The sequence below is a fragment of the Erwinia sp. LJJL01 genome, assembly GCF_047300805.2.
Lineage (GTDB): Bacteria > Pseudomonadota > Gammaproteobacteria > Enterobacterales > Enterobacteriaceae > Erwinia > Erwinia aphidicola.
On the sequence record NZ_CP178576.1, the window covers coordinates 3,139,851 to 3,165,324 of the forward strand.

The window sequence follows — 25,474 nt, forward strand, 5'->3', positions numbered from 1 at the left end:
GTAACGCCCCACAGCGATCGTCTCGGAGCGCATTTATGTTATCATTGCGCTCTGATCCCCTGCCCGTAGCCCGCAAATATGAAATTCCCCGGTAAGCGTAAATCCAAACACTATTTCCCCGTCAGCGCGCGCGATCCGCTGCTGCAGCCGGTTCAGCCGGTCAATGATGCCGCCAACAGCTGGATCGTCGGTATCGATCAGATCCTGGTGGATATTGAAGCCAAAGTGGACGACGAGTTTGTGGCCCGTTACGGCCTGAGCCTCGGGCACTCGCTGGTCATTGAAGATGACGTGGCGGAAGCGCTGTACGCCGAGCTGCACCGCGAAAACCTGATCACCCATCAGTTTGCCGGCGGCACGATTGGCAACACCCTGCATAACTACTCGGTGCTGGCGGATGACCGCTCGGTCCTGCTCGGCGTGATGTGTGAAAACGTGCAGATCGGTGGCTATGCCTACCGTTACCTGTGCAACACTTCCAGCCGCACCGACCTGAACTATCTGCAGGGCGTGGAGGGGGCGATTGGCCGCTGCTTTACGCTGATTGGTGATAACGGTGAACGCACCTTCGCCATCAGCCCGGGCATGATGAACCAGCTGCGCCCGGAGAGCATCCCGGAAGAGGTGATCGCCGGAGCATCTGCGCTGGTGCTGACCTCCTATCTGGTGCGCTGCAAGCCGGGCGAGCCGATGCCCGCCGCCACCATGCAGGCGATTAGCTATGCCAAAAAGCATGATGTCCCGGTGGTACTGACGCTCGGCACCAAATACGTGATCGCCGATAACCCACAGTTCTGGCGCGATTTCCTGCGCGAGCACGTTTCGGTAGTGGCGATGAATGAGGATGAGGCGTTTGAGCTGACCGGAGAGAGCGACCCGTTACAGGCGGCGAATATCGCCCTCGACTGGGTGGATCTGGTGCTGTGCACCGCCGGGCCAAACGGACTGTATATGGCGGCGTTTACCGAAGAGTCCGGCAAGCGCGTGACCCAGCATCCGCTGCTGCCGGGGGCCATTCCGGAGTTTAACCAGTATGAGTTCAGCCGCGCCATGCGCCATCAGGACTGCACCCAGCCGCTGCGTATTTTCTCGCATATCGCGCCGTACATGGGCGGGCCGGAGAAGATTATGAACACCAACGGGGCAGGGGATGGCGCACTGGCCGCGCTGCTGCACGACATCACCGCCAACAACTTCCACCGGGTGAACGTGCCGAACTCCAGCAAGCATGCGCGCAGTTATCTGACTTACTCTTCGCTGGCGCAGGTGTGTAAATACGCCAACCGCGTCAGCTATCAGGTGCTGAATCAGCATTCACCGCGCCTGACGCGCGGCCTGCCGGAGCGGGAAGATAGCCTGGAAGAGTCATACTGGGAGCGGTAAATTCATCACGGGTTACAACCGCTCCCGGCCTGGTAGGGGCTGACCCTCTTTTTCGGTCAGCCCGCAATGGTGAAATGGGTAAACGGTCGTTCCATAAGATCCCGGCGGGTTAAATCGGGCACTCCTGGGGGGCTTCTTCCGTGTTTAGCAGCAGTAAATTCAACATACTATTGGCGATCTCACGTTCGCCCATCACCACGCGATCCGCACCGCGCTCCATAATGTAATCCACCTCATCGTCATAGTGCGCACGGGCGATAATCTCAATGTTCGGGCGCTTCTCACGCGCTGCCGTCACAATCTCCCCCGCTTCATAGCCATTCGGAATAGTCAGCAGCAGCCAGCGTGCGCAGTCGAGACGCGCCAGCTCCATGGTATCGATGCGCGCCGCGTTACCCAGCACCGCTTTGATGCCCTGCTCGCGTAAGGCTTCCACGCGCGGCCGGCTGTTCTCCACCACCACAATCGGCACGCCGGCTGCCATCAGGCGGCTACCCAGCAGGCTGCCAACGCGGCCAAAGCCGACAATCACCGCGTGGTTGCACAAATCCACCGGGATCTGCTTCTCTTCCTCTACGGCCTCTTCCATCGTCAGCTGTTCGATGCTTTCGGTTTTTTGCAGATACTTCTCCAGCAGAGCAAACAGAATCGGATTGAGCATAATCGACAGGATAGCCCCCGCCAGCACCAGGTTGCGCCCGCTGTCCGGCAGCAGATTCAGGGAGATCCCCAGCCCGGCGAGAATAAAGGCGAACTCACCAATCTGTGCGAGGCTGACGGAGATGGTCAGCGCGGTTCGCTTTGAGTGACCAAACATGCTGACCAGCAGCAGCGCCACCAGCGATTTGCCCAGCACGATAATCGCCAGTGCGCCGAGCACCGCAAGCGGCTGCTGGATCAGGATCATCGGGTCGAACAGCATCCCGACCGAGACAAAGAACAGCACCGCAAACGCATCGCGCAGCGGCAGCGTATCGTGCGCCGCCCGGTGGCTCAGCTCCGATTCATTCAGCACCATTCCAGCGAAGAAGGCACCGAGCGCGAAGGAGACATCAAAGAATTCTACCGCGCCAAAGGCGATGCCCAGCGCCAGCGCCAGCACCGCCAGGGTAAACAGCTCGCGCGAGCCGGTGGCGGCACTGCGGGCGAGGATCCACGGCACCACGCGCCGGCCCACCACCATCATCAGCACCATAAACGCCACCACCTTACCAATAGTGATCAGCAGGTCGAACAGCACCATGCCGACGCTGGCTTTGCCCTCTTCAAACAGCCCGGCCACCGCAGGCAGCAGCACCAGCGCCAGCACCATCACCAGGTCTTCCACAATCAGCCAGCCAATCGCAATCTGTCCGCGCTGGCTGTCAATCAGCTGTCGTTCTTCCAGCGCGCGCAGCAACACCACGGTGCTGGCGGTGGAAAGGCAGAGTCCAAACACCAGCCCGGTCATCATTGGCCATCCCAGCGCCCACGACAGCCCCATTCCGAGCAGCGTGGCGGCGGCGATCTGCGCAATCGCCCCCGGGATGGCTATCGACTTTACCGCCATCAAATCTTTCATCGAGAAGTGCAGACCAACGCCAAACATCAGCAGGATCACGCCAAGCTCGGCCAGCTCTGGCGCCAGGTTGGTATCGGCGACAAAACCCGGGGTAAATGGCCCGGCCAGCACGCCAGCCAGCAGATAACCGACCAGAGGAGAGATGCGCAGGCGGTTCGCCAGCATACCGAAGAGGAACGCGAGGACTAAGCCTCCGACAATCGTGGTGATAAGCGGTGTGGTGTGGTGCATATCCTCTCCTTTGAATGGAAATGTGTCCGATTGTAAGTTTTTAGTGTATGGCAAATTCTGACGGGGCGCTTGTCATAATTGGTAATAACGGCAAAAAATCTGAATCATTGAGATGAAGTTGCCAGAAAGTGCGATTTATCCCACTTATCAGTGTGCGGAGCAGGCTTTGCAGGAGGGTAACCCGGCGCGAAATACAGTTATCGCACCGGGCTGGGACTATTTACGGCGGTTATCAGGCAGGAAAGCAGTCAGGATGCCAAGAAGCGGCAGATAAGCACAGATTTGATAGACCACATCAATGCTGCTGTGGTCAGCCACCAGGCCCAGTACCGCCGCGCCCAGCCCGCCCATGCCGAAGGCAAAACCGAAAAACAGACCGGAAACCATGCCGATACGCCCTGGCATCAGCTCCTGGGCATACACCAGAATGGCGGAAAAGGCTGAGGCGAGAATAAAGCCAATCACTACCGACAGCGCGCCGGTCCACCACAGGTTGGCGTGCGGCAGCAGCAGCGTAAACGGCGCCACGCCGAGAATGGACACCCAGATCACGCGCTTGCGGCCAATACGGTCGCCGATCGGCCCGCCAATCACCGTCCCGGCCGCCACGGCGAACAGAAACGCGAACAGGTGCAGCTGCGCGCTCTGCACCGTCAGGCCAAACTTGTGCATCAGATAGAAGGTGTAATAGCTGCTCAGGCTGGTGAGATAGAAGTATTTGGAGAAAATCAGCACCAGCAGAATCGAAATGGCCAACGCCACCTGACGGCGGGGCAGCGGGCTAACGGCACTCTGCGCATGGCTTTTACTGGCGCGATGCTGAGTCTGATACCAGCGGCCGATCTGCAACAGCACCACAATCGCCAGCAGCGCGGCCAGCGAGAACCATGCGACGTTGCCGCGCCCGTAAGGGGCAATGATCAGCGCGGCCAGCAGCGGGCCGAGTGAGCTACCCAGATTGCCGCCCACCTGGAACAGCGACTGCGCCAGGCCGTGACGGCCGCCGGATGCCATGCGCGCCACGCGTGACGACTCGGGATGAAACACCGACGAGCCAGTACCCACCAGCGCCGCCGCGACCAGTACCATGGGGAAGTTATTCGCCATCGCCAGTAGCACCAGCCCGGACAAGGTAAAGCCCATGCCAATCGGTAGCGACCACGGCTGCGGGTGTTTATCGGTATAATAGCCAATCAGCGGCTGCAGCAGCGAGGCGGTCACCTGATAGGTCAGGGTGATCATGCCGATTTGCACAAAGCTCAGCGAGAAGTCACTCTGCAGCAGCGGGTAAATCGCCAGGATCAGCGACTGGATCATATCGTTTAGCAGATGGGCAACGCTGATCGCGCCGAGAATGCCAAAAGCGGTACGCTTCACCGGCAGATTCGCTGAAGCGAGGGTGTCATTACTTGCCATAAATTAACCTGTCATCGAAATTTGTTTTTATTAGAGAAGTTCAAGGGTGTGCCCCTGCCTGCAATATAAGACGGAGAGATTACCCTTCAGACCTCATCCTGCTGCATAATCAGCCGGAAGTCACAAAAAATTAAAACTTTGTTACCTAATGCAGTTGTTCAACAAGGAGAGGCAGAGTGCCAGTAATGAAAAAAAGTGTAATCAGCGTGCTGACGGTAGCGCTGTTATCCACCCCGCTGATGGCGCAGGCGTGGGTGAAAGATCGCACCTATAAATTTACCGTCCTGCACACCAACGATCACCATGGGCGCTTCTGGCCTAACGAGCATGATGAGTATGGTCTGGCGGCGCAAAAAACCATGATGGACCAGATCCGCTATGAAGTGCAGGCGCACGGCGGCGCGACGCTGATCCTCTCCGGCGGCGATATCAATACCGGCGTACCGGAATCGGACCTGCAGGATGCCGAACCGGATTTTCGCGGCATGAACCTGATTGGCTACGACGCCATGGCGATTGGCAATCACGAGTTTGATAACCCGCTTTCCGTCCTGCGCCAGCAGCAAAAATGGGCTAAGTTCCCGCTGCTTTCCGCCAATATTTATCAGAAAAGCACCGGCAAGCGCCTGTTCCAGCCCTATGCACTGTTCAACCGCATGGGCCTGAAGATTGCGGTGATCGGCCTGACCACCGATGACACGGCGAAGATCGGCAACCCGGAGAACTTTACCGACATTCTGTTCCATAAACCGGCCACCGAAGCGAAAGCGGTGGTGGAAGAGCTGCGTGCAACAGAGAAGCCTGACGTGATTATTGCTGCCACCCATATGGGGCACTATGACAACGGCCAGCACGGTTCCAACGCCCCGGGCGATGTGGAGATGGCGCGCGAGCTGCCTGCCGGTTATCTCGATATGATCGTCGGCGGCCACTCGCAGGACCCGGTGTGTATGGCGAAAGAGAATGTGAAGCAGGCCGACTATGTACCGGGCACCCCCTGTACGCCGGACCGCCAGAACGGCACCTGGATTGTGCAGGCGCACGAGTGGGGCAAATATATTGGCCGCGCCGACTTTACCTTCCTGAACGGCAAGCTGACGCTGGAGCACTACGAACTGGTGCCGATCAACCTGAAACATAAGATTACCAACGCTGACGGCAGCAGCAGCTGGGTGAACTACACGCCTGAAATTGTCAAAAACAGCGCCATGCAGAAACTGCTGACGCCGTTCCAGAAAAAAGGCGAAGCGCAGCTCGGCGTAAAAATCGGCAGCGTCAATGGCCATCTGGAGGGGGATCGCAGCAAGGTGCGCTTTGTACAGACCAACATGGCACGCCTGATCCTTGAAGGGCAGATCGACCGCACCAAAGCCGATTTCGCGGTGATGAGCGGTGGCGGCGTGCGTGATTCGATTGAAGAGGGCGCAATAACCTATAAAGACGTGCTCAAGGTGCAGCCGTTTGGCAACACGCTGGTGTATGTCGATATGAAAGGCAGCGAGGTGGAAAAATATCTGGCGGTGGTGGCCAATAAGCAGGTGGATTCCGGGGCTTACGCTCAGTTTGCCCGCGTCAGCCTGGTGGCCGACGGTACGGGCGTCAGCGCGGTGAAGATCAATGGTCAGCCGCTGGATGCGGAGAAAACCTACCGCATGGCGACGCTAAGCTTTAACGCCACCGGCGGTGACGGTTACCCGGTGATTGATAAGCTGCCGGGCTACGTGAATACCGGCTTTGTCGATGCGGAAGTGCTGAAACAGTACATTGAGAGCCACTCACCGCTCGACGTGGCGAAATACCAGCCTGCCGGAGAAATTGTCTATCAAAAGGGCGGAGAACAACCGGCCGAGAGTGCAAAGCCGGTAGAGGATGAGAAGCCGCTGGCGCCGAAGAAATGGCGCCAGGCGAAAATCGATACTGCCATGCGTTAACGGATTTTTTTCTCCAGGGGTCGGCCGCTTTTTGGGTCGACCCAAACGTCAGCCTGCGGGCGGACCGAAACAGCGGGGCCGCCCCGACAAATCCGTTCCCGCACTTTATCGTACAGCCAGTTATACAACATGGTGTAAGGCAGGAAGAACAGGAAAAACGCCACTTCAATCAGGAATGCCTGCCACAGCGAAATGCCCAGCATCCAGGCTGCAATCGGCAGGCCGATAAGAATAAATCCACCCTCGAAGCCCAGCGCGTGCAGCACGCGTAATCCCACTCCTCGCTTAACCTTATTACGCGGCCACAAGCGGTCAAAACCGGCGTTATAAATCATGTTCCAGACCATTGCTACCGTTGACAACATAATTGCCAGCGCGCCCATCTGGAATAACGGTTTATCCATCACCCACGCGGCCAGCGGCGAAACAATCGCAATCGCCAGAACCTCAAAACCTGCGGCGTGAAAGAACCGTTCTTTCAGGGAACGACCAGACATAGTGAACTCCATTATTTTCAGTAAAACAGGGCTAGTAAATTGCCTTTGGGGCCTGGCATGCCTGGCCCGAATATGTTGGTCATTATCCGCCGTTTTTTTGCTAAGATAAAATGACTATCCATCGATAAAAGCGATATATCTATGCGCTACTCCCCGGAATCTCTTGAAGCCTTCGTTCAGACTGTAGAAAGCGGTTCGTTCTCGGCGGCGGCGCGTGCGCTGCGCAAAAGCCAGTCCACCGTCAGCACGGCGGTGGCCAATCTGGAAAGCGATCTTGGCTTCACGCTGTTTAACCGCGAGGCGCGCACCCCGGTGCTGACCGAAAACGGCCAACGGGCGCTGGCGCAGGTGAAAGAGATCCTCGCGGCGTCATCACAGCTGGATGAGCTGGCAATGCGCCTGGCGGGGGAGGTGGAACCCTGTCTGCGGCTGGCGATCTCCGATTTCTGGCAGGCGGATTATCATGAATCGCTGCTGCAGCGCCTCTCTGCGCGTTACCCGGACATTGAGTTTGAGTGCATGATTGCCGAGGATGCCGACGTTATCGATCTGCTGCAAAATGGCCGTGCGCACATTGGCGTGGTGCGGGTGCAGCAGCACTACCCGGTGGATATCTGCGTGCAGCGCTTGCAGGTTGAAGCGCAGATGGCGATCTATCTGCATCAGGATCATCCGCTGGCGCAGCAGGCGCAGGTCAGTGAAGCGGAGTTAAAACAGCTGCGCCAGCTGCGGCTCAATACCTGGGTGGAGCAGCAGCCCGCACCGGCCGGAAAAGTGTGGCTGGCACCGTCGTATCTGCTGCTGCTGGAGATGGCTGAGCAGGGTTTTGGCTGGAGTATTTTGCCGCGCTGGCTCACCGAACAGTTTGGTCATCAGCTGCTGCGCGAGCTGCCGGTGGCGGGCTGGCCGCAGAATATTCAGGTGGATGCCGTCTGGTCACGCCGGGCGCCGCCGGGGCCGGCAGGGCGCTGGATGATCGATCAGCTGATTGCCCAGCGATCGGACTAATCGCGTTTGGCGATATCGGCGAAGCGGGCGTCGAGCAGCTGCGCCAGATCCTGCGGGGCCAGCTCGATATCCAGCCCGCGGCGACCGCCGGAGACATAAATGGTGGCAAACTGCTGCGCCAGCTGGTCGATAACCGTCGGCAGGCGTTTTTTCTGCCCCAGCGGGCTGATGCCGCCCAGCAGATAACCGCTGCTGCGCTGCGCAAACTGCGGATCGGCCATTTCGACCTTTTTCGCCCCCAGCGCTTTCGCCACCTTTTTCAGATCCAGCTGTCCGGCAACCGGGGTGACCGCCACGGCCAGCGTCTTATTGTCACCATTTAGTGCGATCAGCAGCGTTTTATACACCCGATCCGCATTGAGATTGAGCTTGCGCACCGCCTCATCGCCAAAATGCGTTTCGCTGCTGTCGTGCTCGTAAGGGTGCAGCGTAAATGTGACCTTTTGTTTTTCAAGCAGTTTTACTGCGGGTGTCATAATCACTCACCTTCTTTGCGCGACATGATAAAAGAGTGAACCTCTGATGAATAAAAAACTGGCGAAATTTTGCGCTTTGAGCGACAATCTGGCCCGCGTCAGCCCGAGGGCTGAGACGATAACAAAAATCATAAAAATGTTGTTATTGACGGGCCGATTTCAACATCGGCCTTTTTTTTATGCTTTTTTCAGCAGGCCGGGCAGGTTGCCTTCGCCGTAAAGGTGCAGCGCGCCGACCGCCACCACGTAACGTCCCGGCGGGAGCTGGCGCAGCAGCTGGCTCCACTGCTGATTGCGCTGATGCATCAGCAGGTCGTTGAGACTGCTGCTGAAGGTGTTCGGCAGCTCCAGCTTGCCGAGGCTGCCCGGCGGCGCTTCCAGCCACCAGCTGACCATAGTTTGCAGCAGGCGGGCGTTGGTGTGCCAGTGCTCCAGCGTGTCCTCCAGCAGCGGCAGTCCGTTGTCCGGCAGGGAGTTCAGCAGCGCCAGCTGGGTTTCCGGCCCCTCCAGCTCAATCACCTTTTTTTCCAGCCCGCGCGCGGCCTGCAGCAGCTGATAGTCGATGCCGCAGTCGGCGTGCAGCCCAAGGCGCTGAGCCTGCTGCGCCTGCAGCATCAGCGCCACCTGCCAGGCGGGCAGCGTGTCGATGCGCTCCGGGGAGATCCCCAGCTCTGCCGCCCGCTGTTGCAGGGTGCTGAGCTGCTCAGCGCTGAGGCGCTCTGCCAGCGGTGGGCAGACTGCGCTGTCGCTGAACGGCGAGCCACCGGCGGTAATATCGGCCTCCACTATCAATGCGTCGGCCTGGCGTAAACGCGCCATCAGCACGGCAGGCAGCGGCAGCATATTGCGCGTGCCCATATGAATACTGCCGACCAGATGCAGCCGGCAGTCGCCCAGCATGACGTCCAGCGCCGGATAGCTGTAGTTCACCGGCCAGAACCTGTCGCGTAGCGCCCGCAGTACCTGCACAAGATTCCTCATCATTTCCCGCCTCATCCGTTTAGTGCCACCATGCTAACGCGATAACTCGCTGACGGACAGGGCAAAACGAAGCGCAGCCGCGAGGATTCAGTGCTGCGGCGGACGATAGCGGATCAGGCGGTTGGCGTTGCTGACCACGGTAATCGAAGAGAGCGCCATTGCTGCGCCAGCCACCACCGGGCTGAGCAGCGTGCCGGTCAGCGGGTAGAGCACCCCGGCCGCGATCGGGATCCCCGCCGCGTTATAGATAAACGCCCCAAGGAGATTCTGTTTCATATTACGCAGGGTCGCTTTGGCGATGGATAACGCATCGACCACCGCATTCAGATCCTGGCGCATCAGGGTAATCGCCGCCGTTTCAATCGCCACATCACTGCCGCCGCCCATGGCAATGCCGACATCGGCCTGTGCCAGCGCCGGGGCATCATTGATGCCGTCGCCAATCATCGCCACCTGCTGGCCCTGCTGCTGCAGGTGGGCGATCGCTGCGGCTTTACCCGCCGGTAATACGCCCGCAATCACCCTGTCGATCCCGGCTTCGCGCGCAATGGCAGAGGCGGTGATTGGGTTATCCCCGGTCAGCATCACCAGCTGATAACCGCGCTGGTGCAGGCGCTGCAGCGCGCCGACGCTCTCCTGGCGCAGCGGATCGCGGATGGCAAACAGGGCGACAAGGTGGCCGTCGGCGGCCAGCAGCACCGGAGTAGCCCCCGTCTCTGCCAGCTTATCCATCTGCTGCTGCACGCTATCGGTGGCAATCTGCTGCTGCGCCATCAGCGCGGGGTTACCCAACAGCAGCGGAATGCCGTCGAGTATGCCGCTGACGCCCTGGCCCGGTATGGTACGAAATTGCGCAATGTCCGGCAGGGAGCTAAGGCCCGCACGCGCGACGATTGCCTGCGCCAGCGGATGGCCGGAACCCTGCTCCAGCGCGGCAGCCTGGCGTAATACCGACGCCTCATCGGCCCCGTTAAACAACTGAATCGCGACCACGCGCGGCTTGCCCTCGGTCAGGGTGCCGGTTTTATCGAACACCAGCGTGCTGAGGGTGCTGGCCCGTTGCAGTGCATCGGCATCGCGCACCAGCACGCCAAACTCGGCGGCGCGCCCGACGCCGGCAATAATCGACATTGGGGTGGCCAGACCGAGCGCACAGGGGCAGGCGATGATCAGTACGTTGGTGGCGATCACCAGCGTGTAAACGATTTGCGGGGCGGGGCCGAACAGATACCAGACGGCGGCGCTCAGCAGCGCAATCACCACCACGGTGGGAACAAAGATCGCCGAGATCTTATCCGCCAGCTGGCCGATCGCCGGCTTGCTGCTCTGCGCCTGGCGCACCAGCTGGATAATGCGCGACAGGGTGGTATTTTTGCCAATCGCATCGGCCCGCAGCAGCACGCTGCCATCCTGCATCACCGTTCCGGCATGCAGCGTATCGCCTGCAGATTTCTGCTGCGGAACCGCTTCCCCGGTCAGCATGGCCTCGTCCAGCCAGGCTTCGCCCTGGATAATCGTGCCGTCAACCGGCACGCGATCGCCGGTGTTGACCCGAAGCGTCATCCCCAGCGTTACAGCGCTGAGCGCCAGGGTCTGCTCGCCCCGGTCAGTGACCACGCGCGCCGTCGGTGGCGTCAGGTCCAGCAGCTTTTCCAGCGCCTGCGACGAGCGCTGGCGCGCGCGCTGCTCCAGCATATGCCCAAGGTTAATCAGGCCGATGATCATCGCGCTGGCTTCATAGTAGAGGTGGCGGGCGGCCATGGGGAACAGGTCGGGCCACAGGTTGACCGCCATGGAGTAAAGCCAGGCCGCCGCGGTGCCGAGCGCCACCAGGGTATCCATCGTTGCCGTACGGTTGCGCAGGCTTTTCCACGCGCTGCGGTAGAAGTGCCCACCGGCAATCGCCATCACCAGCAACGTCACTACGCCAACCATCAGCCAGCCGCTGCGGTTGGTGGCGCTCAACATCATATTGTCGCCGACCATGCCCCACAGCATCAGCGGAATACCGAGCGCCAGCGCCAGCGCCGCCTGCCAGCGAAAACGCTGCACTGCGGCCTGCGCGCTCTGCTGCTGCTTTTCCCGCCGCTTAACGTCATCTTCGATGATTTCTGCGCCATAGCCGGCACGCGTCACCGCGTCAATCAGGGACTGCGGCTGCGCCGAACCCAGCACCAGCGCGCTGCGCTCGGCCAGGTTCACCCGCGCCTGGCTAACGCCGTCCACCTCCTGCAGCGCATGCTGCACGCGGCTGACGCAGCTGGCGCAGCTCATGCCGTCAATCAGCAGGTGAAAACTCTCTGCCGGAAGCGTGGCATCATCCGCTGTCAGCGCTTCCGGCTGAGTTTCTGAGTCTGTCAGCGGATCAGCCTTTGGGTGTGAACCGTCCTGCGCGATGCGGGCATGGTAGCCCGCCTGCTCAATCGTGGCGATCAGCTGTTCGGCACTGGCGTCGCCGGAAATGCGTGCAGCATCAATGCTGACTTCCGCCAGTTCAACATCCGGGCGTTTTTCCAGCGTCTCTTTCACCCGCTTCACGCAGTGGCCGCAGGTCAGACCGTCGAGAGCCAGTAAGGTTATTTGCGACATATCATCACTCCTGTTAATCCGGTTTGACCCGGAACTGTTTTTGCATTAGTTATGGAGGTTAAACCTTCCATCAAGGGGAAGGTCAAGGGGGCGATAATGAACATCAGCGACGTGGCAAAAAAAACCGGCTTAACCAGTAAAGCGATTCGTTTCTACGAGGAGAAAGGGCTGGTGACGCCGCCGCTGCGGACGGAAAACGGCTATCGCAGCTACAGTGCCAAACAGCTGGAGGAGCTGACCCTGCTGCGTCAGGCCCGCCAGGTGGGGTTTACTCTGGATGAGTGCCGTGAAATGGTCAGCCTGTTCAACAACCCGCAGCGCCATAGCGCCGATGTCAAAGCGCGCACGCTGAGCAAAGTGGCGGAGATTGAAGCGCATATCACCGAGCTGCAGCTGATGCGCCAGAAGCTGTTAGACCTGGCAGCCAGCTGCCCCGGTGATGACGGGGCCGACTGCCCAATTATCGATCGTCTGGCGGGCTGCTGCCACAGCGCGCAACGCAGTTAGCCGGTGCGGCGCACCACGCGCAGCGTGATCCCCTCCACTGCCACCACCACGATATTTGTTCCCGCAGGCAAATCTTCCTCCGCCTGCACGCGCCAGTTACCGTCCCCGATGCGTACATGGCCGAAGCCGTTGACCAGCGGCGCATCCAGCGTCAGTTGGCGACCCACCATCTGCTGACCGCGCTGGTTCAGGGTGGAAGGGGGCTGCTGGCGATCGCGGCCTTTCAGCCAGCTGTACCACCACAGCGCGGCGAGAATGGTCAGCACGGCGAAGCTCAGCCCCTGCCATGCCCACGGCATCGGCACCAGCCACACCAGCAGGCTGACCAGCACCGCCGCCACGCCGCTCCACAGCAGATAGCCGCTGGCCCCGAGCATCTCGGCGGCCAGCAGCAGGCCGCCCAGCGTCAGCCACAGCCACCATGGATTAGCTAACAGCTCATCCAGCAGCATCAACGTTTACGCTCCGCTTTGCTTTCGCCCAGCAGTTCACCGATCCCGGCGATGGAGCCCATCAGGCTGCTGGCATCCAGCGGCATCATCACCACTTTGCTATTGCTGGAGGAGCCGATATTTTGCAGCGCGTCGGTATATTTCTGCGCCACGAAGTAGTTAATCGCCTGAATATCCCCGGCGGCAATCGCCTCGGACACCATTTTGGTGGCCTGCGCTTCCGCTTCGGCCCCGCGTTCACGCGCTTCGGCCGCGAGGAATGCCGACTGACGCTCGCCTTCCGCTTTCAGGATCTGCGACTGCTTCTCGCCTTCGGCGCGCAGGATTGCCGCCTGACGTACCCCTTCCGCTTCGAGGATATCGGCGCGCTTGGTACGCTCGGCCTTCATCTGCGCGTTCATCGACGCAATCAGTTCGGCAGGCGGGCGCACGTCGCGGATCTCAATACGGGTAATTTTGATGCCCCACGGGTTGGTGGCTTCATCGACAATATGCAGCAGGCGGGTATTGATGTTATCGCGCTGCGACAGCATCTCGTCCAGCTCCATCGAACCAAGCACGGTACGCATGTTGGTCATGGTGAGGTTGATGATCGCCAGCTCAAGGTTGCTGACCTCATAGGCGGCGCGCGCCGGGTCGACCACCTGGATAAAGCACACGGCATCGATGGTGACGCTGGCGTTATCTTTGGAGATGATCTCCTGTGAGGGGATATCCAGCACCTGTTCCATCATATTGATTTTACGACCTACGCGATCCATAAACGGGACCACCAGGTTCAGGCCAGGCTGCAGCGTATTGGTGTAGCGACCGAAACGTTCCACGGTCCACTGGTAGCCCTGCGGAACAATTTTAATCCCGGACCAGACAAGGATCAGTGCCAGAACGATAATGACGGGAATCACAGTAAACATAAAATAACCTCCGGATTGTTATTATTGTAGGGGCTGATGGCGTTACCTGCCGCCCCTGTCTGGCACCTGTGCCAACCGTGGAGGGTTGACCGGAAAAGAGGGTCAACCCCTACAGGGTCATACTTTGCGCAACGGTAGGGGACGACCCTGTTTTTCGGTCGTCCGGTGTGTGAATCATTTGTAGGGGACGACCCTCTTTTTCGGTCGTCCGGTGTGTGAATCATTTGTAGGGGACGACCCTCTTTTTCGGTCGTCCCGCTCTTAGTACAGCAGAGAATAGAGCTGACGGCGGTATTTCGCGGCCAGCGCATCGCCGGTCCCCAGCGCGGCGAGGATCTCCTGCAGCATCTTACGCGCCTGACCATCGGCCGCGCCGAGATCTTTCTTCAGATGGCTGAACAGCAGCTCCAGCGCCTCTTCATTGCGCCCGACCTGGTGGAACTGCAGCGCCAGCTGGGTGGCCAGCTCGACGTTATCCGGCTCGGCTTCAATCTGCTGCTGCAGCTGCTGAATTTCCGGCGTATCCGCCGCCTGCTTCAGCAGGTCAATCTGCGCCACCAGCCCCTGATAGCGGGTATCCTGGTCCTGCAGCGGCACCACTTTCAGCACCGCTTCGGCTTCTTCACTGCGGTTGAGGCCAATCAGCACTTCCGCCAGCAGGAAGCCGATCTCGCTGTTCTGATTGCTCAGCGCCCATGCATCCTTCAGCAGCGGCAGCGCATCAATCAGCTTGCCTTCGTCCATCAGCTGCATCGCCTGCTGCGCTAACAGCTGCTCTTTTTTCGGCAGCACTTTTTCCAGCAGGGCGCGCACCGCTTCTTCCGGCTGCGGGCCCTGGAAGCCGTCAACCGGCTGGCCGTTCTGGAACAGGTACACGGTCGGAATCGAGCGCAGGCCAAACTGCTGCGCTACGGCCGGCTCGGCGTCACAATCCAGGCGCGCCAGAATGAACTGTCCGGCGTACTCCTGGGCCAGGCGGTCAAGCAGCGGCGTCAGCTGCTCACAGTGCTGGCTGCGGCCGGACCAGAAGTAGAACAGAACGGGGATCTGCATCGACTGTTCCAGCGTCTGGTGCAGGTTGGTTTCGTTAATCTCGACGATCGCGGCTTGTGGTGACATGAATTTCATCTCTTTAATGACTGATGTTGCTAACTGTATGGGGGCAGAGGCCGCAGCTTCAAGGGCCGCAGGCTAATTCTGGCGTAATAACCGATCCATCATCCAGCCCGGCAGTAAACGGCGTAACGCGCTGAGCGCGTGTGCGACCAGCGTCACAGGATAGCGCAGGCGCGGGTGGCGGCTCTCCAGCGCGTGCCGCAGCTTGGGCAGAATCGCCTCCGGCGGCAGCGTGAACCGCGCGGCAATGCCGGGGTTCTTCACCGGCTGGTCCTGCTGCGACTGATGGACATTATCGGTGAAGCGGGTGTGGATCGGGCCAGGTTCGATCAGGCTGACGCGCACGCCGCTGCCGTGCAGCTCCATGCGTAACGCATCGGACCAGGCTTCCAGCGCATACTTACTGGCGGCGTAAGCCCCGCGCTTCGGCGTAGAGATCAATCCCATCACCGAGCTGGTATTAATAATGCGCCCGCTGCCGCCGTTGATCAAAGCCGGCAGCAGCAGGGTGGTGAGCTGGTGGGTGCCAAACAGATTGGTGGCGAACTGCTGCTCCAACTGCTGGCGGGAGATCGACTGCAGCGGGCCATACAGCCCGAAGCCGCCGTTGTTAAACAGCCCATAGAGATCGCCGCCGCACAGCGTGTGGATCTGCGCGGCGGCCCGCTCAACGCTGGCAGCATCGTCGAGGTCGAGCAGCACGCCGCTGAAACCCAGCTGGTTCATGCGCTCTACATCCTGCGGTTTACGGCAGGCGGCAATCACATGGTAGCCGCGCCGCAGCAGATCGTTGGCGGATACCAGACCGATACCGCTGGAACTCCCGGTAATCACTATCGATTTTTGCATTTCTTTACCTGCTATGGCGCCCAACGCCGGGTTACTCATGCTTAACTAGGGGGGCCAGTTCTTTTGCCATCAGTTCGGCAATAAAAGGCTGCGCCGCCGGATTCGGGTGGATCCCGTCATCCTGCATCCACTCCGGCTTCAGGTAGACCTGCTCCATAAAAAACGGCACCAGCGGGATTGAATACTGCTTTGCCACTTTGGGATAGATGGCGGCGAAGGATTGCGTATAGCGTTTGCCGTAGTTGGCGGGCAGCATCACCTGCATCAGCAGCGGCTGCGCGTTTGCCGCCTTTACCTGGCTAATGATCTGGTTCAGATCCTGCTCTACCTGCTGCGGCGGGAAACCACGTAAACCGTCGTTGCCCCCCAGCTCAATCAGTACCCAGCGCGGCTGATGCTGTTTCAGCAGCGCCGGCAGACGTGCCAGTCCCTGCGTCGCGGTATCGCCACTTATGCTACCGTTAACAATCAACGGCGACTTTTGCCACTTATCATTGAGTAACGCAGGCCATGCGGCCGTGGCGGACATGCGGTAACCGGCACTCAGACTGTCGCCCAGCACCAGCAGCGTATCTGCCGCCGTCGCACGCAGCGTCATCAAGGCTAATAATAACAGGACAGGGTAATGCCAGCGGAAAACATTCTTGAAGTTCATCGTCTTAGTAAGTCCGTCGGTCAGGGTGATCATCATCTTTCCATCCTTACCGGAGTTGAGCTGGTTGTCAAACCGGCTGAAACCCTCGCGCTGATCGGCGAGTCGGGATCGGGCAAGTCGACGCTGCTCGGAATTCTGGCCGGGCTGGACGACGGCAGCGAAGGCGAAGTGCTGATGCTCGGCCAGCCACTGCACAAGATGAACGAAGAGCAGCGCGCGGCGCTGCGGGCGAAAAACGTCGGCTTCGTGTTCCAGTCGTTTATGCTGGTGCCGACCCTTAACGCGCAGGAAAACGTCCAGCTACCCGCCCTGCTGCGCGGCGACAGCGACCGCCAGAGCCGCGAACAGGCCGCCGCGCTGCTGGCCCAGCTGGGGTTAGGCGAGCGCCTGACGCACCTGCCCGCGCAGCTTTCCGGCGGGGAACAGCAGCGCGTGGCGCTGGCGCGCGCGTTTAACGGCCGCCCGGCGCTGCTGTTTGCCGATGAGCCGACTGGCAACCTCGACCGCAAAACCGGCGACCGTATTGCCGACCTGCTGTTTTCCATGAACCGCGACTTCGCCACCACCCTGATCCTCGTCACCCACGATGAACAGCTGGCCGCCCGCTGCGACCGCCGCTTGCGCCTGCGCGACGGCAAGCTGTGGGAGGAAGCATGATCTGGCGCTGGTTCTGGCGCGAGTGGAAGTCGCCCTCGCTGCTGATTGTCTGGCTGGCACTGACGCTGGCGGTGGCCTGCGTGCTGGCGCTCGGCTCGCTTAGCGACCGCATGGAGAAAGGGCTGAGCCAGCAGAGCCGCGACTTTATGGCCGGCGACCGCACGCTGCGCAGCGGCAAAGAAGTGCCGGAGGCGTGGCTGGCGCAGGCGCGTGCCGACGGCTTACAGGTCGGGCGCCAGCTGACGTTTATGACCATGACGTTCGCGGGCGATACGCCCCAGCTGGCCTCGGTGAAGGCGGTTGACGATCTCTACCCGATGTTTGGTGAGCTGAGCACTGCGCCAGCCGGGTTAAAACCGGCGGCGGGCACGGTGCTGGCCGCACCGCGACTGCTGGCGCTGCTCGAGCGTAAAGCCGGGGATAACCTCGACGTTGGCGATACCACGCTGCGCATTGCCGGCGAGGTGATTCAGGAGCCGGACGCCGGCTTTAACCCGTTCCAGACCGCGCCGCGCCTGCTGATGAACCTGGCCGACGTCGCGAAGACCGGTGCTATCCAGCCCGGCAGCCGCGTCACCTGGCGCTATAAGTTCTCCGGTACTCCGCAGCAGCTGGCGCGCTACGACAGCTATATCGCGTCGCGGATTACCCCGGAACAGCGCTGGATAAGCGTGGAGAACTCGGAGGATGCGCTGGGTAAATCGATGCAGCGCGCCCAGCAGTTCCTGCTGCTGTCGGCGCTGCTGACGCTGATGCTGGCCATTGCCGCCGTGGCGGTCGCCATGAGCCACTACTGCCGCAGCCGCTACGATCTGGTGGCGGTGCTGAAAACCCTGGGCGCCAATCGAGGGGCGCTGCGGCGGCTGATTGTCGGCCAGTGGCTGGCGGTGCTGCTGCTGGCGGCGATCGTCGGCAGCGCCATTGGCCTCGGCTTTGAAGCGTTGCTGCTACAAATGCTGCGCCCGGTGCTGCCCGGCGGACTGCCTGCCGCCAGCGCCTGGCCGTGGCTGTGGGCGGTGGGATCGCTGTTTGTGATTTCGCTGCTGGTCGGCCTGCGCCCGTATCGCCTGCTGCTGGCAACCCAGCCGCTGCGCGTGCTGCGGCGCGATGCGGTCGCCGATATCTGGCCGCTGAAGATCTACCTGCCGCTGATGGCGCTGGTGGTGATTGGCCTGCTGGCGCTGCTGGTCGGCGGCAGTAAGCTGCTGTGGGCGCTGGTGGCGGGCATTGTGCTGCTCTCGCTGCTGCTGGGTGCCATCGGCTGGGGGGGCCTGCTGCTGCTGCGCCGCCTGACGCTGCGCAATCTGGCCTTCCGCCTGGCGGTTAACCGCCTGCTGCGCCAGCCGTGGACGACCCTCAGCCAGCTGGCGGCGTTCTCGCTGTCGTTTATGCTGCTGGCCCTGCTGCTGGTGATGCGCGGCGATCTGCTGGACCGTTGGCAGCAGCAGATGCCGCCGGGCAGCCCGAACTACTTCCTGCTGAACATCACCGGGCAGCAGGTGCCGCAGGTGCAGGCCTTCCTTGAACAGCATCAGGTGAAGCCGGAAACCTTCTACCCGATTGCCCGCGTGCGCCTGACCGGGATTAACCACCAGCCCGCCGATCCTGAAATGGATAATTCGCTGAATCGCGAGCTGAATCTCACCTGGCTAAAAGATTTGCCGGACCATAATCCGCTGACCTCCGGCAGCTGGCCGCCGCAGCGCGGTGACGTGTCGATTGAGCAGGAGCTGGCCGGGCGGCTGGGGGTGAAGCTTGGGGATACGCTGACTTTTACCGGCGATACGCAAGAGTTCAGCGCCCGGATCACCAGCATGCGTAAAGTCGACTGGGAGAGCCTGAAGCCAAACTTCTTCTTTATCTTCCCGCCGGGCGCGCTCGACGGCCAGCCGCAGACCTGGCTGACCAGCTTCCGCCTTGACAATAACAGCGCGCTGCTGGCCCAGCTCAACCGCCAGTTCCCGACGCTCAGCCTGCTGGATATCGGCAGCATTATGCGTCAGATAGGGCAGGTGCTGGCGCAGGTTAGCCAGGCGCTGGAGATTATGGTGGTGCTGGTGACGGCCTGTGGCGTGCTGCTGCTGCTGGCGCAGATCCAGGTCGGGATGCGTCAGCGCCGTCAGGAGCTGGTGGTGTACCGCACGCTCGGCGCCAGCAAGAGGCTGCTGCACGGCACGCTGTGGTGCGAGTTTGCGCTACTCGGTCTGGTTTCCGGCGTGGCGGCCGCCATCGGTGCGGAAGCGGCGCTGTGGGGGCTGCAGCGCAAGGTGTTCGACTTCCCGTGGCAGCCGGATTACGTGCTGTGGGGGGCGCTGCCGTTAACCGGCGCGCTGCTGCTGTCGATCTGCGGCGGCTGGCTGGGTATTCGTCTGCTGAAGGGCAAGGCCTTGTTCAGAGGGTATTACGCGGAATAAAGCACGGAAGGGAGAGGCATGCCTCTCCCCTACTTAAGACGGATGATTACCCGAGTTTTTCCACCGCCCACGCAATGCCGCTGGCGTACTCCGGCGGCAGCATCGGTACCAGCGCATTCAGCGCTGCGCTTAACGCCGCCGGACTGACGTCCGCCAGATTAAGGTGGCCAATCTTGCGCCCGGCGCGCACCTCTTTCTCATACCAGTGCAGATGCACCAGCGGCTGGTTCAGCCAGTCGAGGTTCAGGTCAGTGCCGATCAGGTTCACCATAACCGCCGGGGTGCTGACCACTGGCGTGGGCAGCGGCAGGCCAAGAATCGCCCGCAGGTGTAGCTCAAACTGGCTGATAGACGCGCCGTTCTGCGTCCAGTGGCCGCTGTTGTGCACGCGCGGGGCCAGCTCGTTGATCAGCAGACCTTCCGGCACCACAAAGCACTCCATCGCCATCACGCCAACGTAGTTCAGCTCATTCATGATTGCCGACAGCATGCGCTCCGCCTGCTGCTGATGCTCTGCATTCACGTCCGGCAGCACCACGCTGGTGCGCAGAATGCCGTCCTGATGCAGGTTGTGCGTCAGCGGGTAGAATACGGTGTGACCGTCGTGCCCGCGCGCACCGACCAGCGACATCTCGCCGGAGAAGTTAATCCCCTGCTCAACAATGCACTCACCGTAGCAGTCAGCGGGCAGCGTCCCGGTTTCATCCGCACGCAGGCGCCACTGGCCGCGGCCGTCATACCCCCCGGTGCGGCGCTTAACGATGGCCAACTCGCCGAGGGTGGTGAACACCTGCGCCCACTCGTCGGCAGCGGACAGCAGTTGCCAGGGGGCCGTCGCCAGACCGAGGCGGTCCAGCAGCTGCTTCTGGGTTAAGCGGTCCGCCAGCAGCGGGAAAATGTCACGGTTAACGAAGGCGTTGTGGCTTGCCAGCTCGCGCGTCAGGGCGGTTTCCGGCCAGCGTTCAATCTCGGCGGTGATCACGCTCTGCGCAATCGGCAGCGCTTGCGGCTCGGCATCCAGCCCGACCGGATAAACCGCAATACCCAGCGGCTCTCCGGCCTGGCGCAGCATGCGGCCCAGCTGGCCGTTACCTAATACGCAAACCGGCTTCATGCTTCCACCTGCGGGTCCGGGTTGTTCAGCACGTCATCGGTCTGCGTCTGGCGCCAGTTTGCCAGGCGGCCCGCCAGCGCAGCATCGTGCAGTGCAAGGATCTGCGCAGCCAGCAGGGCGGCGTTCGCCGCACCGGCTTTGCCAATCGCCAGCGTACCGACCGGGATGCCGCGCGGCATCTGCACGATAGAGTACAGGCTGTCGACCCCGCTCAGCGCCGCGCTCTGCACCGGCACGCCCAGCACCGGCACCAGGGTTTTCGCAGCCAGCATGCCCGGCAGATGCGCCGCGCCGCCTGCACCCGCAATAATCACCTGGAAGCCGTTATCGGCGGCCTGTTCGGCAAAGCTGAACAGTTTGTCCGGGGTTCGGTGCGCAGACACCACTTCACAGTGGAACGGAACGTCGAGGCTGGTGAGGATTTCCGCTGCAAACTGCATGGTTGCCCAGTCACTTTTGGAACCCATAACAATAGCAATGCGGGCCGGGGCGGCGTTGGATGACATGCGGGTCTGACTCCTGTGATTGTAAAACGTCACCGCAGCAGCACGGATACGGGCTGCGGGGTGGGAAGGGCAGAGAGAATATCACGACTGCGCGGCGAGGAAAACGGTTGCGTGGCGTCAACTGGCGCAGGATGGCGCCAAAATTTTGATTCAGAACGGGAAGGAAATCAGCGCAATCTCATCAGGGCCGACTTTGATCATCGAACCCTCTTCGTGCCAGGCGCCGAGCACCAGGCGTTCGGCGGGCTGACCGTTAATGTTCAGTGCATGCACGGCCGGGCGATGAGTATGCCCGTGGATCAGACAGGGCACCTGATGGCGGCTCATGGCGTCGACCACCGCCTGCGGATTGACATCCATAATCGCGAGATCTTTATTGCGGTTGGCCTGCTTGCTGCCGTTGCGCATCTTGCGCGCGATGCGCTGGCGCACGAACAGCGGCAGGGCAAGGAAAACGCGTTGCAGCCAGCGCTGTTGCACCTTCTGGCGATAGCGCTGATAGCCCTCGTCGTCGGTACACAGCGTGTCGCCGTGCATAATCAGCACGCGCCTGCCGTACAGCTTCAGCACCTGCTCTTGCGGCAGCAGCGTCATCCCCGCCGCGCGCGCGAAGCGTTTCCCGACCAGGAAATCGCGGTTGCCGTGGATAAAATAGCAGGGGATGTTGAGCTGGTGCAGCGCGGTCGCCACTTCGGCGTGCAGCGGGTTCGGGTCGTCGTCACCGATCCAGGCTTCAAACAGATCGCCGAGAATATACAGCGCATCGGCGTGCTGCGCTTCACGGCGTAAAAAATGCAGAAAACCGGCAGTGATTGCCGGTTCTTCAGTACACAGATGCAGATCTGCGATAAACAGCGTGTGCGACATTATTCGCTGACGGTGACTTTCTGGATAATCACATCGTCTTTTGGCACATCCTGGTGCATGCCGCTGCGGCCGGTAGACACGGCTTTGATTTTCTCAACCACGTCCATACCTTCAACCACTTCAGCAAACACGCAGTAACCCCAGCCCTGCAGGCTTTCGTCACGGAAGTTCAGGAAGTCGTTGTCTGCCACGTTAATAAAGAACTGCGCGGTAGCCGAGTGAGGAGCCTGAGTACGCGCCATTGCCAGCGTGCCTTTGGTGTTTTTCAGACCGTTGCTGGCTTCGTTCTGGATCTCAGCTTTGGTCTCTTTCTGCTTCATGCCCGGCTCAAAGCCGCCGCCCTGGATCATAAAGCCGTTGATCACGCGGTGGAAGATGGTGTTGTCGTAGAAACCTTCGCGGCAGTATTCCAGGAAGTTCGCAACGGTAGCCGGTGCTTTATCGTCGAAAGTTTTGATGACGATATCGCCATGATTAGTCTGGAAAGTAACCATTTTCTCATCCTGTCAGGGTTGGAGTATTTAACATTGAGCGCCGGGGGCGGAGACGTAAGTCTTCCCCGTGCGACAGACGGCTCTTATATCACAAAAAGTGATGGCTCGTCAGCCCCGCTGCATAAAGGAAGCGGCAATACCCTTGCTTTACATAGCGCTGGGGGTAAAAATACGTCAGAATGTTCGATTCACTTTTTATCGTAATCCCGCACACGCTTAAACGGAATGTCTCAATGCTAAAGATCTTCAACACCCTGAGTCGTCAAAAAGAGGAATTCAAACCTATTCATGCCGGAAAGATTGGCATGTACGTGTGCGGCATTACCGTTTACGACCTCTGCCACATCGGCCACGGCAGGACTTTCGCCGCGTTCGACGTGGTGGCCCGCTACCTGCGCTACAGCGGTTATCAGCTGAACTATGTGCGTAATATCACCGATATCGATGACAAGATCATCAAACGCGCTAACGAAAACGGTGAGACCATCGAACAGCTGACCAACCGTATGATCGCCGAGATGCACAAGGACTTCGCCGCGCTGAACATTCTGCCGCCGGACCTGGAGCCACGCGCCACGCGCCATATCGGCGAGATTATCGAGCTGGTAGAAAAGCTGATCGCCCGCGAACACGCCTACGTTGCCAGCAACGGCGACGTGATGTTCTCCGTCGACAGCGACCCGAACTACGGCTCCCTGTCGCGCCAGGATCTGGAGCAGCTGCAGGCCGGCGCTCGCGTTGAAGTGGCCGAGAACGTTAAGCGTAACCCGATGGACTTCGTACTGTGGAAGATGTCGAAAGCTGATGAGCCAGGCTGGGGATCTCCATGGGGCATGGGCCGCCCTGGCTGGCACATTGAGTGCTCGGCGATGAACTGCAAGCAGCTGGGTGAGCACTTTGATATCCACGGCGGCGGCTCTGACCTGATGTTCCCGCACCATGAAAACGAGATTGCCCAGTCCACCTGCGCCCACGACGGCCCGTATGTGAACTACTGGATGCACTCCGGCATGGTGATGGTGGACCGCGAAAAGATGTCGAAATCGCTGAACAACTTCTTTACCGTGCGCGACGTGCTGGAGCACTACGACGCCGAGACCGTGCGCTACTTCCTGATGTCCGGCCACTATCGCAGCCAGCTGAACTACGGCGAAGATAATCTCAATCAGGCACGATCCGCGCTGGAGCGCCTGTATATCGCTATCCGTAACACCGACGCCCATGCTGAAGTGGCCGGTGGCGAAGAGTTTGAAACCCGCTTCCGCGAAGCGATGGACGACGACTTCAACACCCCTGAAGCCTACTCGGCGCTGTTCGACCTGGCGCGTGAAGTCAACCGCCTGAAGGATACCGACAAAGCGGCCGCGAACGGGCTGGCGGCGCGCCTGCGCGTCCTGGCGGGCGTGCTCGGCCTGCTGGAGCAGGACCCGGAACAGTTCCTGCAAAATGGCGCCAATATCAATGACGAAGAGGTGGCGCAGATTGAAGCGCTGATCCAGATGCGTATTGATGCGCGTAAAGCGAAAGACTGGGCGCAGGCCGACGTGGCGCGCGACAAACTCAACGAGATGGGCATCGTGCTGGAAGACGGCGCGGGCGGCACTAGCTGGCGCCGTAAGTAACCCCGGGGGGCGCGTGATAACGCGCCCCTGTTTTTTGGACCCTGCCAACATGATCAAACAACTCTCCCTCACCAACTACCGCTCCATCCGTTTCCTCGAAATGGAACTCGGGCAGCTGAACGTGATCACCGGCCCCAACGGCTGCGGCAAATCCAACCTGTATAAAGCGGTGCGCCTGCTGCATGAAGCGGCCAGCGGGCAGCTCTCACCCGCGCTGGCGCAGGATGGGGGTATTCAGAAGGCGATGTGGGCAGGTGGCCCGCGGCGTGGCGAGCGGCGCGGTGACGGCAAACGGATGATTCTGTCGGCGGAGATGGATACCTTCGACTATCAGCTGGAGATTGGCTTCCCCGAACCCTTGCTCAGCCTGTTTAACCTTGACCCTGTGGTAAAAAAAGAGCAGCTGTGGCTAAGCGGCCATCAGCGGCGGCGGGCGGCACAGCTGCTGGAGCGGGTGAATCAAACGGCATTTCTGCAAAATTTTGATGGCGAGCGGGTGACCTACCCGGTTTCGCTGCAGGAGGAGGAGTCGGTGTTTGGTCAGCTCTCCGAGCCGCATCTCTATCCGGAGGTTTCTCAGGTACGGGAGAACCTGCGCGGCTGGCGCTTTTACCATGAGTTCGCGGTGTGGCCCGGCAGCGCCCTGCGTGCCCCGCAGGTCGGCATCCGTTCGCCGATCCTGGCGCATGACGGCAGCAACCTCGCCGCCGCGTTTGAGACGATTCGTGAGCGCGGCCACAGCGAGCTGCTGTTCTCGACGCTGGAACGCGCCTTTCCCGGCAGCCATTTTTCAGTGGAGTCACAAAGCGGACGGTTTCAGATGCTGATGCATCGCGAGGGGATCCTGCGCCCGCTGGATGCTGCCGAACTCTCTGACGGTACGCTGCGCTTCCTCTGTCTGGTGGTGGCGCTGCTCAGCCTGCGCCCACCCGCGTTTATGGCGCTCAACGAGCCGGAAAACAGCCTGCACCCGGACCTGCTCCCGGCGCTGGCCCAGCTGATTGCCGAAGCCAGCCGGTACAGCCAGATCTGGGTCACCAGCCACTCCCCGCTGCTGGCGCAGCTGATCGCCGAACACAGCGAAATCCGCCACTACCAGCTGCACCAGGTCGACGGCGCCACGCAGGTCGTCACCTCGTAGGGGACGGGCATGCCCGTCCCGCTGTGACGTAGCTACCGACCCTCTTTTTCGGTCGGCCCGTATTTTGGTTTCGCGCAGGGACCGCGATCAAAA

At 60.6% G+C, this 25,474-nt stretch carries 23 protein-coding genes; 8 read left to right on the forward strand and 15 right to left on the reverse strand.

Annotation, left to right across the window (positions count from 1 at the left end; genetic code table 11):
• The first annotated feature begins 78 nt into the window (after positions 1–78).
• The gene (locus ACLI4M_RS15530) at positions 79–1,383 is read left to right on the forward strand and encodes an inosine/guanosine kinase (RefSeq protein WP_048916886.1); all 1,305 of its coding nucleotides are present in this window, start codon (positions 79–81) and stop codon (positions 1,381–1,383) included.
• 109 nt (positions 1,384–1,492) lie between these two features.
• Here ACLI4M_RS15530 and ybaL read toward each other — a convergent pair whose 3' ends face one another.
• Both ybaL and ACLI4M_RS15540 read right to left on the reverse strand, forming a co-directional pair.
• A complete protein-coding gene (gene ybaL, locus ACLI4M_RS15535) occupies positions 1,493–3,175 on the reverse strand; it encodes a YbaL family putative K(+) efflux transporter (RefSeq protein WP_048916874.1) in 1,683 nt (560 codons plus the stop codon).
• A 216-nt stretch (positions 3,176–3,391) separates the two neighbouring features.
• Positions 3,392–4,591, reverse strand: coding sequence for an MFS transporter (locus tag ACLI4M_RS15540; protein WP_048916873.1), 1,200 nt, complete (start codon positions 4,589–4,591; stop codon positions 3,392–3,394).
• A 185-nt stretch (positions 4,592–4,776) separates the two neighbouring features.
• Between ACLI4M_RS15540 and ushA the strand changes: the two genes are divergently transcribed.
• A complete protein-coding gene (ushA, locus tag ACLI4M_RS15545; protein WP_133624254.1) occupies positions 4,777–6,522 on the forward strand; it encodes a bifunctional UDP-sugar hydrolase/5'-nucleotidase UshA in 1,746 nt (581 codons plus the stop codon).
• Here ushA and ACLI4M_RS15550 read toward each other — a convergent pair.
• Positions 6,519–7,019 carry a multidrug/biocide efflux PACE transporter gene (locus ACLI4M_RS15550; protein ID WP_133624253.1) on the reverse strand — a complete coding sequence of 167 codons (501 nt, stop codon included), beginning with the start codon at positions 7,017–7,019 and terminating at the stop codon, positions 6,519–6,521. The genes ushA and ACLI4M_RS15550 overlap by 4 nt on opposite strands.
• 141 nt (positions 7,020–7,160) lie before the next feature.
• Between ACLI4M_RS15550 and ACLI4M_RS15555 the strand changes: the two genes are divergently transcribed.
• Positions 7,161–8,027 carry a LysR family transcriptional regulator gene (locus tag ACLI4M_RS15555; protein ID WP_048916871.1) on the forward strand — a complete coding sequence of 289 codons (867 nt, stop codon included), beginning with the start codon at positions 7,161–7,163 and terminating at the stop codon, positions 8,025–8,027.
• Here ACLI4M_RS15555 and ybaK read toward each other — a convergent pair.
• From ybaK to copA, 3 genes are all read right to left on the reverse strand, one after another.
• Entirely contained in the window at positions 8,024–8,503 is a 480-nt protein-coding gene (gene ybaK / locus ACLI4M_RS15560; RefSeq protein ID WP_133624252.1) for a Cys-tRNA(Pro)/Cys-tRNA(Cys) deacylase YbaK, read from the reverse strand. The genes ACLI4M_RS15555 and ybaK overlap by 4 nt on opposite strands.
• Positions 8,504–8,680: 177 nt before the next feature.
• On the reverse strand, positions 8,681–9,484 hold the full coding sequence (locus ACLI4M_RS15565; RefSeq protein WP_048916869.1) for a TraB/GumN family protein: 804 nt from the start codon (positions 9,482–9,484) through the stop codon (positions 8,681–8,683).
• An 87-nt stretch (positions 9,485–9,571) separates the two neighbouring features.
• A complete protein-coding gene (gene copA / locus ACLI4M_RS15570) occupies positions 9,572–12,073 on the reverse strand; it encodes a copper-exporting P-type ATPase CopA (RefSeq protein WP_133624251.1) in 2,502 nt (833 codons plus the stop codon).
• A 96-nt stretch (positions 12,074–12,169) separates the two neighbouring features.
• Here copA and cueR point away from each other — a divergent pair, with 96 nt between their 5' ends.
• Positions 12,170–12,580, forward strand: a complete 411-nt coding sequence (cueR, locus tag ACLI4M_RS15575; protein WP_133624250.1) for a Cu(I)-responsive transcriptional regulator — start codon at positions 12,170–12,172, stop codon at positions 12,578–12,580.
• Here cueR and ACLI4M_RS15580 read toward each other — a convergent pair.
• The 5 genes from ACLI4M_RS15580 to tesA all read right to left on the reverse strand — a co-directional run bounded on the left by ACLI4M_RS15580 (position 12,577) and on the right by tesA (position 16,566).
• Complete coding sequence (locus tag ACLI4M_RS15580; RefSeq protein WP_133625108.1) at positions 12,577–13,029, reverse strand: NfeD family protein; 453 nt, start codon at positions 13,027–13,029, stop codon at positions 12,577–12,579. The genes cueR and ACLI4M_RS15580 overlap by 4 nt on opposite strands.
• A gap of 2 nt (positions 13,030–13,031) precedes the next feature.
• A complete protein-coding gene (locus ACLI4M_RS15585) occupies positions 13,032–13,946 on the reverse strand; it encodes an SPFH domain-containing protein (protein ID WP_048916866.1) in 915 nt (304 codons plus the stop codon).
• Between the two features lie 261 nt (positions 13,947–14,207).
• On the reverse strand, positions 14,208–15,065 hold the full coding sequence (locus ACLI4M_RS15590) for a co-chaperone YbbN (protein WP_048916865.1): 858 nt from the start codon (positions 15,063–15,065) through the stop codon (positions 14,208–14,210).
• 72 nt (positions 15,066–15,137) lie between these two features.
• Positions 15,138–15,911, reverse strand: a complete 774-nt coding sequence (locus tag ACLI4M_RS15595) for an SDR family oxidoreductase (protein WP_133624249.1) — start codon at positions 15,909–15,911, stop codon at positions 15,138–15,140.
• Positions 15,912–15,942: 31 nt separating this feature from the next.
• Complete coding sequence (gene tesA / locus ACLI4M_RS15600; protein WP_048916881.1) at positions 15,943–16,566, reverse strand: multifunctional acyl-CoA thioesterase I/protease I/lysophospholipase L1; 624 nt, start codon at positions 16,564–16,566, stop codon at positions 15,943–15,945.
• Between tesA and ybbA the strand changes: the two genes are divergently transcribed.
• Positions 16,537–17,223: a putative ABC transporter ATP-binding protein YbbA gene (ybbA, locus tag ACLI4M_RS15605; protein ID WP_133624248.1), complete on the forward strand. Its 687-nt coding sequence runs from the start codon at positions 16,537–16,539 to the stop codon at positions 17,221–17,223. The genes tesA and ybbA overlap by 30 nt on opposite strands.
• A complete protein-coding gene (gene ybbP, locus ACLI4M_RS15610) occupies positions 17,220–19,637 on the forward strand; it encodes a putative ABC transporter permease subunit YbbP (protein ID WP_133624247.1) in 2,418 nt (805 codons plus the stop codon). Before ybbA ends, ybbP begins: the two co-directional genes overlap by 4 nt.
• Before the next feature lie 46 nt (positions 19,638–19,683).
• Here the strand turns inward: ybbP and purK are convergent, their stop codons facing one another.
• The 4 genes from purK to ppiB form a co-directional block, all read right to left on the reverse strand.
• Positions 19,684–20,751 carry a 5-(carboxyamino)imidazole ribonucleotide synthase gene (purK, locus tag ACLI4M_RS15615; RefSeq protein ID WP_133624246.1) on the reverse strand — a complete coding sequence of 356 codons (1,068 nt, stop codon included), beginning with the start codon at positions 20,749–20,751 and terminating at the stop codon, positions 19,684–19,686.
• Positions 20,748–21,257 carry a 5-(carboxyamino)imidazole ribonucleotide mutase gene (gene purE, locus ACLI4M_RS15620; protein ID WP_048916860.1) on the reverse strand — a complete coding sequence of 170 codons (510 nt, stop codon included), beginning with the start codon at positions 21,255–21,257 and terminating at the stop codon, positions 20,748–20,750. Before purE ends, purK begins: the two co-directional genes overlap by 4 nt.
• 150 nt (positions 21,258–21,407) lie before the next feature.
• Complete coding sequence (gene lpxH / locus ACLI4M_RS15625; protein ID WP_133624245.1) at positions 21,408–22,124, reverse strand: UDP-2,3-diacylglucosamine diphosphatase; 717 nt, start codon at positions 22,122–22,124, stop codon at positions 21,408–21,410.
• Positions 22,124–22,618 (reverse strand): peptidylprolyl isomerase B, encoded by a 495-nt coding sequence (ppiB, locus tag ACLI4M_RS15630; protein ID WP_048916858.1) that lies wholly within the window; start codon positions 22,616–22,618, stop codon positions 22,124–22,126. The genes lpxH and ppiB overlap by 1 nt, the downstream gene beginning before the upstream one ends.
• Before the next feature lie 233 nt (positions 22,619–22,851).
• On the opposite strand from ppiB, the gene cysS reads away from it, so the two are divergent.
• Together cysS and ACLI4M_RS15640 are read left to right on the forward strand one after the other, a co-directional pair.
• The gene (cysS, locus tag ACLI4M_RS15635; RefSeq protein ID WP_133624244.1) at positions 22,852–24,240 is read left to right on the forward strand and encodes a cysteine--tRNA ligase; all 1,389 of its coding nucleotides are present in this window, start codon (positions 22,852–22,854) and stop codon (positions 24,238–24,240) included.
• A gap of 49 nt (positions 24,241–24,289) precedes the next feature.
• Positions 24,290–25,381, forward strand: coding sequence for an AAA family ATPase (locus ACLI4M_RS15640; protein WP_133624243.1), 1,092 nt, complete (start codon positions 24,290–24,292; stop codon positions 25,379–25,381).
• The last annotated feature ends 93 nt before the right edge of the window (positions 25,382–25,474 follow it).